The following is a 12,212-nucleotide window of genomic DNA, read 5'->3' on the forward strand; positions in this document are numbered from 1 at the left end:
AGAATTTCAAAAAAGTTATTGACGCTGACGGAGTTAATATGGTATATTAATAAAGTCGCTGAAAACGACATTGAAAGAAACAAATTGATCTTTGAAAACTGAACGAAACGCCATGTAAGTAGTTGTTTCTACGGAAACAAAATGTTTTAAAAGCTAGATTAAGCTTTCTATCGGAGAGTTTGATCCTGGCTCAGGACGAACGCTGGCGGCGTGCCTAATACATGCAAGTCGAGCGAAGAGATGGGAGCTTGCTCCCTGATCTTAGCGGCGGACGGGTGAGTAACACGTGGGCAACCTGCCCTGCAGACTGGGATAACTCCGGGAAACCGGAGCTAATACCGGGTAATACATCGCACCGCATGGTGCAATGTTGAAAGTTGGCTTTCGAGCTAACACTGCAGGATGGGCCCGCGGCGCATTAGCTAGTTGGTAAGGTAATGGCTTACCAAGGCGACGATGCGTAGCCGACCTGAGAGGGTGATCGGCCACACTGGGACTGAGACACGGCCCAGACTCCTACGGGAGGCAGCAGTAGGGAATCTTCCGCAATGGACGAAAGTCTGACGGAGCAACGCCGCGTGAGTGACGAAGGCCTTCGGGTCGTAAAGCTCTGTTGTTAGGGAAGAACAAGTACCGTTCGAATAGGGCGGTACCTTGACGGTACCTAACCAGAAAGCCACGGCTAACTACGTGCCAGCAGCCGCGGTAATACGTAGGTGGCAAGCGTTGTCCGGAATTATTGGGCGTAAAGCGCGCGCAGGCGGTCTTTTAAGTCTGATGTGAAAGCCCACGGCTCAACCGTGGAGGGTCATTGGAAACTGGAGGACTTGAGTGCAGAAGAGGAGAGTGGAATTCCACGTGTAGCGGTGAAATGCGTAGATATGTGGAGGAACACCAGTGGCGAAGGCGGCTCTCTGGTCTGTAACTGACGCTGAGGCGCGAAAGCGTGGGGAGCAAACAGGATTAGATACCCTGGTAGTCCACGCCGTAAACGATGAGTGCTAGGTGTTGGGGGGTTCCACCCTCAGTGCTGAAGTTAACACATTAAGCACTCCGCCTGGGGAGTACGACCGCAAGGTTGAAACTCAAAGGAATTGACGGGGGCCCGCACAAGCAGTGGAGCATGTGGTTTAATTCGAAGCAACGCGAAGAACCTTACCAGGTCTTGACATCCTCTGACATTCCTGGAGACAGGACGTTCCCCTTCGGGGGACAGAGTGACAGGTGGTGCATGGTTGTCGTCAGCTCGTGTCGTGAGATGTTGGGTTAAGTCCCGCAACGAGCGCAACCCTTGATCTTAGTTGCCAGCATTTAGTTGGGCACTCTAAGGTGACTGCCGGTGACAAACCGGAGGAAGGTGGGGATGACGTCAAATCATCATGCCCCTTATGACCTGGGCTACACACGTGCTACAATGGACGGTACAAAGGGCAGCAACACCGCGAGGTGAAGCGAATCCCATAAAGCCGTTCTCAGTTCGGATTGCAGGCTGCAACTCGCCTGCATGAAGCCGGAATTGCTAGTAATCGCGGATCAGCATGCCGCGGTGAATACGTTCCCGGGCCTTGTACACACCGCCCGTCACACCACGAGAGTTTGTAACACCCGAAGTCGGTGGGGTAACCTTTATGGAGCCAGCCGCCGAAGGTGGGACAAATGATTGGGGTGAAGTCGTAACAAGGTAGCCGTATCGGAAGGTGCGGCTGGATCACCTCCTTTCTATGGAGAATTACGAAGGTAACTTACGTTACCAACCTTACATGAGCGTTTCGTTTAGTTTTGAAAGAATGATTTATTCTTTCAAACCAGGTGAAGTGATGAAGCTTAGGCGGATTCAAGTAGTAGCCTTGTTCCTTGAAAACTAGATAGCACAAACAACGACATCCAATAATTATTTTTTATGCAATAACTTAGTAATAACTGATGCGTTATGGCAGTAATGCCTAACAAATCGAAGGTTAAGCTACTAAGGGCGCACGGTGGATGCCTTGGCACTAGAAGCCTAAGAAGGACGGGACGAACACCGATATGCTTCGGGGAGCTGTAAGTACGCTTTGATCCGGAGATTTCCGAATGGGGGAACCCACCATCTTTAATAGGATGGTATCCATTTCTGAATACATAGGGAATGGAAGGCAGACCCGGGGAACTGAAACATCTCATTACCCGGAGGAAGAGAAAGCAAACGCGATTTCCTGAGTAGCGGCGAGCGAAACGGAATCAGCCCAAACCAGAGGGCTTGCCCTCTGGGGTTGTAGGACGTCTCTTTGGAGTTACAAAGGCACGGATAGACGAAGCGACCTGGAAAGGTCCATCAGAGAAGGTAACAATCCTGTAGTCAAAATCCGATGCCCTCCGAGACGGATCCTGAGTACGGCGGGACACGTGAAACCCCGTCGGAATCCGGGAGGACCATCTCCCAAGGCTAAATACTCTCTAGTGACCGATAGTGAACCAGTACCGTGAGGGAAAGGTGAAAAGCACCCCGGAAGGGGAGTGAAAAAGAACCTGAAACCGTGTGCCTACAACTAGTTGGAGCCCGTTAATGGGTGACAGCGTGCCTTTTGTAGAATGAACCGGCGAGTTACGATCCCGTGCAAGGTTAAGCTGAGAAGGCGGAGCCGCAGCGAAAGCGAGTCTGAATAGGGCGAAATAGTACGTGGTCGTAGACCCGAAACCAGGTGATCTACCCATGTCCAGGGTGAAGTTCAGGTAACACTGAATGGAGGCCCGAACCCACGCATGTTGAAAAATGCGGGGATGAGGTGTGGGTAGCGGTGAAATGCCAATCGAACCTGGAGATAGCTGGTTCTCTCCGAAATAGCTTTAGGGCTAGCCTCGCGGCAAGAATCTTGGAGGTAGAGCACTGATTGGACTAGGGGTCCTTACCGGATTACCGAATCCAGTCAAACTCCGAATGCCAACGATTTATCCGCGGGAGTCAGACTGCGAGTGATAAGATCCGTAGTCGAGAGGGAAACAGCCCAGACCACCAGCTAAGGTCCCAAAGTATACGTTAAGTGGAAAAGGATGTGGCGTTGCTTAGACAACCAGGATGTTGGCTTAGAAGCAGCCATCATTTAAAGAGTGCGTAATAGCTCACTGGTCGAGTGACGCTGCGCCGAAAATGTACCGGGGCTAAACGTATCACCGAAGCTGTGGATTGTCTTACGACAATGGTAGGAGAGCGTTCTAAGGGCTGTGAAGTCAGACCGAAAGGACTGGTGGAGCGCTTAGAAGTGAGAATGCCGGTATGAGTAGCGAAAGACAAGTGAGAATCTTGTCCGTCGAAAGCCCAAGGTTTCCTGAGGAAGGCTCGTCCGCTCAGGGTTAGTCGGGACCTAAGCCGAGGCCGAAAGGCGTAGGCGATGGATAACAGGTTGATATTCCTGTACCACCTCCTTTCCGTTTGAACGACGGGGGGACGCAGAAAGATAGGGAGAGCGCGCTGCTGGAAATGCGCGTCCAAGCGATTAGGCTGGTGAATAGGTAAATCCGTTCACCGTGAAGGCTGAGTCGTGATGGCGAGGGAAATTTAGTACCGAAGTCCTTGATTCTACGCTGCCAAGAAAAGCCTCTAGTGAGGAAAAAGGTGCCCGTACCGCAAACCGACACAGGTAGGCGAGGAGAGAATCCTAAGACGATCGGGAGAACTCTCGTTAAGGAACTCGGCAAAATGACCCCGTAACTTCGGGAGAAGGGGTGCTTCCTCGGGTTTATAGCCCAGGGGAGCCGCAGTGAAAAGATCCAAGCGACTGTTTAGCAAAAACACAGGTCTCTGCAAAGCCGTAAGGCGAAGTATAGGGGCTGACACCTGCCCGGTGCTGGAAGGTTAAGAGGAGGGGTTATCCCTTACGGGAGAAGCTCTGAATCGAAGCCCCAGTAAACGGCGGCCGTAACTATAACGGTCCTAAGGTAGCGAAATTCCTTGTCGGGTAAGTTCCGACCCGCACGAAAGGTGCAACGACTTGGATACTGTCTCAACGAGAGACCCGGTGAAATTATAGTACCTGTGAAGATGCAGGTTACCCGCGACAGGACGGAAAGACCCCATGGAGCTTTACTGTAGCCTGATATTGGATTTTGGTACAGCTTGTACAGGATAGGTAGGAGCCATAGAAGTCGGACCGCCAGGTTCGATGGAGGCGTCGGTGGGATACTACCCTGGCTGTACTGACATTCTAACCCAGCACCGTGATCCGGTGCGGAGACAGTGTCAGGTGGGCAGTTTGACTGGGGCGGTCGCCTCCTAAAGTGTAACGGAGGCGCCCAAAGGTTCCCTCAGAATGGTTGGAAATCATTCGCAGAGTGTAAAGGCACAAGGGAGCTTGACTGCGAGACCTACAAGTCGAGCAGGGACGAAAGTCGGGCTTAGTGATCCGGTGGTTCCGCATGGAAGGGCCATCGCTCAACGGATAAAAGCTACCCTGGGGATAACAGGCTTATCTCCCCCAAGAGTCCACATCGACGGGGAGGTTTGGCACCTCGATGTCGGCTCATCGCATCCTGGGGCTGAAGTAGGTCCCAAGGGTTGGGCTGTTCGCCCATTAAAGCGGTACGCGAGCTGGGTTCAGAACGTCGTGAGACAGTTCGGTCCCTATCCGTCGCGGGCGCAGGAAATTTGAGAGGAGCTGTCCTTAGTACGAGAGGACCGGGATGGACACACCGCTGGTGTACCAGTTGTTCCGCCAGGAGCATAGCTGGGTAGCTACGTGTGGAAGGGATAAGTGCTGAAAGCATCTAAGCATGAAGCCCCCCTCGAGATGAGATTTCCCACAGCATGAAGCTGGTAAGATCCCTTAGAGATGATGAGGTAGATAGGTTCGGGGTGGAAGCGTGGCAACACGTGGAGCTGACGAATACTAATCGATCGAGGGCTTAACCGATTAAATTGGAAAACGTTGTGCGTGCTATCTAGTTTTCAGGGAACACCTGAATCGTCTAGTGATGATGGCGAAGAGGTCACACCCGTTCCCATGCCGAACACGGAAGTTAAGCTCTTCAGCGCCGATGGTAGTTGGGGGATCTCCCCCTGCAAGAGTAGGACGTCGCTGGGCAACTAGGAGAAGCGAGAGACCTGAGGGTTTCTCGCTTTTTTGTATTCAAAAAATGTTGAAAGCTCGTAAGAGAAAAAAGCTGCAGGAAAGACAATCAAAAACTTCTTCGAAAGCTTCGTAGGGGTGGGAGAAGTAAGAAATTCGAGGAAGCAAGTGATGTCAGACCGGAGTGGATATTCGAGAGATCCATGAGGATCTGGCATCGCGCAGCTGGCGAAGTTCGCCGCTTATCGCGCCCCGTATGAGAACACGGAAGTTAAGCTCGAGCGCCGATGGTAGTTGGGGGATCTCCCCCTGCAAGAGTAGGACGTCGCTGGGCAACTAAGAGAAGCGAGAGACCTGAGGGTTTCTCGCTTTTTTGTATGGTTTTTTCACGTTCGCGGAATAAATCTCAAATTCGCGGGATTATCATGGAAAAGCGCGGAATTAATCCGATTTTCGCGGAAACATCTGAAATATAGCGGAATTAAATTCGTATCTTCTTATATCTTCTTATCCTACAAGGATAATATACCTATGAAATTTTCTTTCTTTTTTAAAATCACTGACACGGGATAAGTTACAGCCACATATCCATAGAAAGAAGAAAAAAATAGGCTGAAATGAAGTGAATCGGTATAGATCCACTATAATTGGGCAAAGCTTTTACCATGGAGGTGGGAAGATGGAGAAGACAATCAGGCATAGCTTAAGTGAGTGCTGTCTTGTTTGCGAAGAACACAGTTTAAAAGGTATTCATATTTGCGACCGATTTATTTGTTATGAGTGTGAGCGAAAGGTAATTCAAACAGATACCAGTCATGAAAACTATCAATTTTATCTTGAAAAACTACGAAAACTACGACTTAGTCGATTAGCATAAGCAGATAGCTGTTTTATAGGCTATCTGCTTTTTTACGTACGAATGTGAAGCAGCAGTAAGTAGGAAGAGACGATACAGATTTGCTTGCGCCTTTACTTCTCCGAAAGTCTAGATAATGATAGAATACTAGTATAAGCAATGAATCTTCGATAGATAGAAGTTGGTTTTATGAATAAAGCAGATCAAGCACCTTTATATGAAGCATTAACTATGTGGAAGGATCAGAATCCCCTCTCATTTCATGTACCAGGTCATAAAAACGGTACGGTTTTTTCAACTTATAGAAGTGCAGATAACTCATTTAAAGAAATATTGAATATAGATGCCACAGAACTTTCTGGACTAGATGATCTTCATCATGCAGACGGTCCAATTAAGAAGGCAGAGCAGCTTACTGCTGATCTTTATGGAAGTATTGAAAGCCGCTTTTTGGTAGGGGGATCTTCAGCTGGTAACCTTGCGATGATCATGGCATTATGTTCTGAAGGGGACATTGTTCTTGTTCAGAAGAACTGTCACAAATCAGTACTAAATGGACTTCGCTTATCGAAAGCACATCCTATTTTTCTTAGTCCATCCATTGATGAGGAAAGTCAGGTTTCAACAGGTGTGTCAGTCGATCTCATCCATCGAGCGATCACAAAATATAAGAATATTAAAGCAATCGTACTGACAAACCCAAATTATTACGGAATGACGAAAGATCTAAAACCGATCATTTCTTATGCTCATCAGAAAGGAATTCCGGTTCTTGTTGATGAAGCACATGGTGCACATTTTGTAAAAGAAAGGTTTTTTCCTGAAAGTGCTTTGAAACAAGGAGCAGATGTTGTTGTTCAATCAGCACATAAAACACTCCCTGCCATGACGATGGGCTCATACTTACATATAGGTGATCCGAAATATAGGAATGCAATAAACGATTATTTACAAGTCTTTCAATCAAGCAGCCCTTCATACCCGATTATGGCTTCGCTCGATTTAGCAAGACACTATATTTCTTCACTTCCTGATAAACAACTTGGTCAAATTTTAGAAGAGATTCTTCAGTTTAAGCACCGGCTGAATAAGATTCCTGGTATAAACGTTATTGGAGATGTAAGTCATGCTTATAAGCAGATTGATCCAATAAAAATAACGGTCCAGTTATCTGGCACCTCAGGATATGATTTGGCAAAAAAGCTTGAGAAGGAAGGTATATTTGTTGAGCTTAGTGACCCATTAAACATTTTGCTCATTTGTCCCATAGCATTTAATGGTGAGGCTTATGAGCGAACGTTACAGGCATTTGAAAGGATTGCAGTTCATAGGGATGAAGCCACATTTAGAATATCTATGAATCAGTTGAATCATGAAGAGATAACATTTCCTGCTTATTCTTTTGCGAAGTTGGAAACGATGAATACCAATACAGTTAGTATTAGAAACGCTGTTGGTTTAATTGCAGCGAAAGCCATTATCCCCTATCCCCCAGGAATTCCTATCGTTCTGCCAGGGGAGCGCATAACTTTAGGTAAGATCCAACTAGTAGAAACAGTGTTGAATGGCGGAGGACACATACAGGGGATGAATGGTGATATGATTGAGATTGCAATAGAAGAGGAGTAGGGCATTGAAAGGATTATTTATAACATTTGAAGGACCGGATGGCGCAGGTAAGTCAACACAGGTTCAAAAACTAGCCGATTATTTAAACGAAGAAGGCATTCGTTTTATTCATACAAGAGAGCCAGGTGGTACAGCTATAAGCGATCAAATTAGATCTTTGATCCTTAATCCAGAACATGAAGAGATGGTGGATGAGACGGAAGTACTTCTTTATGCTTCATCCCGAGCTCAGCATGTGAGAGAAAAGATTCTTCCAGCATTAAATGAAGGATATCTTGTACTATGTGATCGCTTTGTTGATGCATCAGTTGCTTATCAGGGGGTTGGCCTTGGACTAGATGTAGAAACGATAAAGGTCATCAATGAATTTGCAACAGGAGGGCTAACACCTGATCGAAGCTATATGATTGATCTTCCTGTTTCTGTTGGTAAAGAAAGAATGGCAGCAAGAAATCAACTTGATCGTATTGAACAAAAAGGAACAGCTTATCATGAAAAGGTGAGAGAAGCTTTTCTGGAATTATATAAAAATAATAATGAACGGATTCATTTGATCGATGGTGAAAATGCTGTCGATGAGATTTTTTCGTCAATAAAAAAGGATTTTACAGTGTTGTGGGATAACTATTGTAGTAATAACTAATTGACGGGTGCATGCTTGCCGCCCGGGGAGGGATACACATGAAACTAGTAATGGCTGTCGTTCAGGATAAGGATAGCAATCGGTTATCCAATGCCCTGGTCGATCATAATTTCCAGGCGACAAAGCTTGCGACTACAGGTGGATTTTTACGTGCAGGAAATACGACATTTCTAGTAGGTACGGAAGATCATCGTGTACAAAAGCTTCTTGATATTATTAAAGACAATTGTCAGAGTAGAGAACAGATGGTGGCACCGGTCTCTCCGATGGGAGGAAATGCAGATTCTTATGTACCGTATCCTGTTGAAGTGTCAGTTGGAGGAGCAACGGTATTTGTTCTTCCAGTAGAGGCCTTCCATCATTTTTAATATGCACGGTAGGATGAGTGATAGCAATGACAGATTGGAATGAATTAAAAGACCGGCAACCCACGGTTGTTAGAATGGTCATAAATAGTTTCAAGAAAGAACGTCTTTCTCATGCGTATTTATTTGACGGTGGGGCAGGAACAGGCAAAAAAGATATTGCGGTTCATATGGCGAAAACGTATTTTTGTCAGGAAAGAACAGGAATCGATCCGTGTCAAAACTGCAGAGACTGTAAAAGGATTGATTCTGGAAATCATCCCGATCTTCATCTCCTAGAACCTGATGGACAATCGATTAAAATCGATCAAATTCGTAAGCTTCAGAAGGAATTCTCTTATCTTGGGGTAGAATCTCGAAAGAAAGTTTATATATTGAATCATTCAGATCGAATGACAACTCAAGCTGCTAATAGTTTACTTAAATTTCTTGAAGAGCCAGGACAAATGACGATGGCTATTCTCTTAACAGAGCAAAAGCAGCATATTCTATCCACGATTTATTCGAGGTGCCAGGTTATTACATTTCAACCCCTTTCAACAAATGGGGTGGAACAAGCCTTAGTGAATGACGGAGTAACACCACACCTTGCTAAATTAGCTGCTCAATTAACGAATGATCAGCGTGCAGCAAAGGAGTTGGCGCTTGATGAGTGGTTTGCACAGGCTAGAGCGATAGTGATACAATTGACTGAAGAGTTGAAGGAAAGACCTCATCAGGTTTTCCTAACGATCCATGACAAATGGCTAGCTCATTTTAAGGATAAAACGCAGCAGGATATGGGACTTAATCTTATGCTTTTTTGGTATAAGGATATAATGAAAATACAACTGCAGGATAATCGGATTGTCTATGCAGATCAGAAGGATAAGCTCGAACGTTATGCCCTTCAATTCGGAAGAAAGAAGATAAGTCAGCATATGATGGCGATACTTGATGCCAAAAGACGTCTGAGTGCAAACACAAACCCGCAGTTTGTGATGGAACAGCTAGTACTCAGGTTACGGGAGGGATAAGTTTGTGTATGAAGTAGTTGGCGTTCGCTTTAAGAAAGCGGGGAAGATCTATTACTTTGATCCGAGTAGCCTCCAGGTGTCCAACAAAGAATTTGTTATCGTGGAGACTGCAAGAGGGGTTGAATTTGGGAAAGTCGTATTAGCAAACAAGCAAGTTGATGAAGAGGATGTTGTACTTCCTCTCAAGAAAGTAATTCGCATAGCTGATGAAAAAGATCGCCTTGCGGTAGAAGATAATAAACACGCAGCTGAAGAAGCTTTTGAAGTGTGTGTTTCTAAAATTGAAGAGTACAAGCTTGATATGAAGCTTGTTGATGTTGAATATACATTTGATCGGAATAAGATCATCTTTTACTTTACAGCAGATGGAAGAGTAGATTTCCGCGAACTTGTGAAAGGGCTCGCATCCATCTTTAGAACAAGAATTGAACTTCGTCAGATTGGTGTAAGAGATGAAGCGAAGATGCTTGGTGGAATTGGACCATGTGGCCGAATGCTTTGTTGCTCAACATGGCTTGGTGATTTTGAACCTGTTTCGATTAAGATGGCGAAAGATCAAAATCTATCTTTAAATCCTGCTAAAATTTCTGGTCTTTGCGGCAGGTTAATGTGCTGTTTGAAATATGAGAACGATGCTTACGAATCCGGTAAAAAAGAGCTTCCAGACGTTGGAAAGACGATTCAAACCGGACAAGGTAAAGGGAAAGTTGTTGGGTTGAATATATTGGAACGTCTTGTTCAGGTCGAATTATTTGAACTCAACCGCGTGACAGAATATACGCTTGATGAATTGATACAAGACGGCGCAGTATCTACGCAAGCCACAGATTGATTGAGGTGGAACGGAAGTGGAGAAAAAAGAAGTTTTTTCACGTGTAAGCTCAATGGAAGAACAGATTGGTGACTTATACAAACAATTAGGCGAACTAAAAGAACATCTTGCAGGACTTCTGGAAGAAAATCACCATCTCGAAATTGAGAATCACCACTTGCGAGAGCGGTTAGAACAAACTTCAGAGCCGAAGAGTCATTCATCTGGAAAAAAGAAGCGCGGTAAACCAGAAGTTGGAGAAGGGTATGATAATCTTGCGAGATTATATCAAGAAGGTTTTCATATTTGTAATCTCCATTACGGTAGCATCCGGACAGAGGGAGATTGTCTTTTCTGCTTGTCGTTCTTAAATAAAAAGTAGTGATTTGGTCTTTCCACATCTGGAAAGACCTTTTTTACGGCTCTATAATATTTGTTGGGGTTTAAGAAAATGAAGCACAAAAATACACGCAAGCTCCTATATCTTTTAAACTTGAATTGACGAGAAACAAGAAAAAGATTGGAGTTGCGTGTACGTGCATTTTAACATGAATTTACCCGGATTAGAAGAAGTGATGGTATCGAAAATGGAAGCCATTAATGGCCAGTATCATGTTCATATTGAAGTGCCAAAGAAGGCGCACCAGTGCCCCCAATGTGAAGAATGGACTGTACGTGTTCATGATTATCGGACTCAGAAAGTACAACACCTTAAAGTATTTGAGCGAACGGCTTTTTTGTTTTATCGCAAGCGCCGTTATGTGTGTGCTTGTGGGAAACGATTCGCTGAAAGGAATTCGATCGTCAATCGCTATCAGCGTCACTCAAAGGAATGGAATCAGGCCCTGGGATTACGCGTGGTACAGGGGAAGAATTTCAAGGATACCGCAGCCCAATTTCGTACGTCGCATTCAACTGCGATAAGGCGGTTTGATGAAGTCGCCGCACCAACGCTTCAAGAAGTGAGTGATCTTCCTCGTGTCATCGCTATTGATGAATATAAAGGAGATACCGATGAAGGAAAATATCAAGTTGTCATTGCGGATGGAGATACAAAGCAGCCTTTGGATATCCTTCCTAATCGCTCCATTGAGACCGTAAAGGACTATCTTCGCAAGAAGGGGTCGCGAGTTGAAGTGGTGATCATGGACATGAGCTATGCCTTCAAGTCAGCTGTTCAAAAGGCACTAGGAAAGCCGATCATCGTGGCTGATCGCTTTCATTTTTGTCGCTACATCTATTGGGCATTAGAGCGTGTACGAAGAAGAGTTCAACAGAATTTCCATGATTATGACCGTAAAAAGTGCAAGCGAATGAAGCATGTTTTTTACAAGCGATATGAGCAGTTGAGTGAGAAACAAAAGTGGTATCTGGACCGTTACCTTGGATTATCCGAGGAATTACGAAAGGCTTACGAGTTAAAAGAAGCGTTTCGAAGCTGGTTTGAGGAAGCGAAACGAATCGGTCAAGAGAATCCTAACCAAGTTAAACAGTCTCTGTATAATTACTACAAAACGGTTGAAGCAGCGAATATGAAGGAGTTCAGACAAGCCGTTCAAACACTTAAGAACTGGCAACCAGAAGTCCTGAATAGTTTTGCCTTGAACTATAATAATGGTTTTATCGAGGGTTTAAACAATCAAACGAAGGTCATTAAGCGAAATGCCTTTGGTTTTAAGCGATATGACCGCTTACGAAGAAAGATCCTTTTACATCATCAGTACAAAAAAATTCGTCATTTTCAACTAGGATAAGGAGTAGGAGATGAATCTCCTACCCCAACATTTGATTTAGAACCTTTTTTACAATTAAATAACTTGTTCACTAAAGAATTAAAATAGATAGGAGAA

At 45.2% G+C, this 12,212-nt stretch carries 9 protein-coding genes and 3 rRNA genes; all 12 read left to right on the forward strand.

The features are described from left to right. Positions 1–167: 167 nt before the first annotated feature. The 12 genes from AC0VYO_RS00190 to AC0VYO_RS00245 all read left to right on the forward strand — a co-directional run bounded on the left by AC0VYO_RS00190 (position 168) and on the right by AC0VYO_RS00245 (position 12,116). Positions 168–1,719 (forward strand): 16S ribosomal RNA (locus AC0VYO_RS00190). Positions 1,720–1,721: 2 nt separating this feature from the next. Beyond that, entirely contained in the window at positions 1,722–1,865 is a 144-nt protein-coding gene (locus tag AC0VYO_RS00195; RefSeq protein WP_194219970.1) for a hypothetical protein, read from the forward strand. Between the two features lie 91 nt (positions 1,866–1,956). Next, positions 1,957–4,886: ribosomal RNA gene (locus tag AC0VYO_RS00200) — 23S ribosomal RNA — on the forward strand. A gap of 54 nt (positions 4,887–4,940) precedes the next feature. After that, positions 4,941–5,057 (forward strand): 5S ribosomal RNA (gene rrf / locus AC0VYO_RS00205). The 16S, 23S and 5S rRNA genes sit together here, the layout of an rRNA operon. A 664-nt stretch (positions 5,058–5,721) precedes the next feature. Then, positions 5,722–5,919: a sigma factor G inhibitor Gin gene (locus AC0VYO_RS00210; protein ID WP_194222578.1), complete on the forward strand. Its 198-nt coding sequence runs from the start codon at positions 5,722–5,724 to the stop codon at positions 5,917–5,919. Between the two features lie 168 nt (positions 5,920–6,087). Beyond that, positions 6,088–7,527 carry an aminotransferase class I/II-fold pyridoxal phosphate-dependent enzyme gene (locus AC0VYO_RS00215; RefSeq protein ID WP_475368276.1) on the forward strand — a complete coding sequence of 480 codons (1,440 nt, stop codon included), beginning with the start codon at positions 6,088–6,090 and terminating at the stop codon, positions 7,525–7,527. A gap of 4 nt (positions 7,528–7,531) precedes the next feature. Further along, positions 7,532–8,170 (forward strand): dTMP kinase, encoded by a 639-nt coding sequence (gene tmk / locus AC0VYO_RS00220; protein ID WP_226616834.1) that lies wholly within the window; start codon positions 7,532–7,534, stop codon positions 8,168–8,170. A gap of 38 nt (positions 8,171–8,208) precedes the next feature. Next, entirely contained in the window at positions 8,209–8,538 is a 330-nt protein-coding gene (locus tag AC0VYO_RS00225) for a cyclic-di-AMP receptor (RefSeq protein WP_048313368.1), read from the forward strand. 26 nt (positions 8,539–8,564) lie between these two features. Continuing rightward, complete coding sequence (gene holB / locus AC0VYO_RS00230; RefSeq protein ID WP_194222581.1) at positions 8,565–9,551, forward strand: DNA polymerase III subunit delta'; 987 nt, start codon at positions 8,565–8,567, stop codon at positions 9,549–9,551. Positions 9,552–9,555: 4 nt separating this feature from the next. After that, positions 9,556–10,383 (forward strand): PSP1 domain-containing protein, encoded by an 828-nt coding sequence (locus tag AC0VYO_RS00235; RefSeq protein ID WP_194222582.1) that lies wholly within the window; start codon positions 9,556–9,558, stop codon positions 10,381–10,383. A gap of 16 nt (positions 10,384–10,399) precedes the next feature. Then, the gene (yabA, locus tag AC0VYO_RS00240; RefSeq protein WP_098445898.1) at positions 10,400–10,744 is read left to right on the forward strand and encodes a DNA replication initiation control protein YabA; all 345 of its coding nucleotides are present in this window, start codon (positions 10,400–10,402) and stop codon (positions 10,742–10,744) included. 148 nt (positions 10,745–10,892) lie between these two features. Next, complete coding sequence (locus AC0VYO_RS00245; RefSeq protein WP_475367286.1) at positions 10,893–12,116, forward strand: ISL3 family transposase; 1,224 nt, start codon at positions 10,893–10,895, stop codon at positions 12,114–12,116. Positions 12,117–12,212: the final 96 nt, after the last annotated feature.

The sequence above is a fragment of the Anaerobacillus sp. 63XJN7_4_ISO-PGPR-S23-413 genome, assembly GCF_056173725.1.

Coding starts and splice junctions, on each gene's coding strand:
- AC0VYO_RS00195 (WP_194219970.1), top strand. CDS start 1,722: ATGGAGAATTACGAAGGTAACTTACGTTACCAACCTTACATGAGCGTT.
- AC0VYO_RS00215 (WP_475368276.1), top strand. CDS start 6,088: ATGAATAAAGCAGATCAAGCACCTTTATATGAAGCATTAACTATGTGG.
- AC0VYO_RS00225 (WP_048313368.1), top strand. CDS start 8,209: ATGAAACTAGTAATGGCTGTCGTTCAGGATAAGGATAGCAATCGGTTA.
- holB (WP_194222581.1), top strand. CDS start 8,565: ATGACAGATTGGAATGAATTAAAAGACCGGCAACCCACGGTTGTTAGA.
- AC0VYO_RS00210 (WP_194222578.1), top strand. CDS start 5,722: ATGGAGAAGACAATCAGGCATAGCTTAAGTGAGTGCTGTCTTGTTTGC.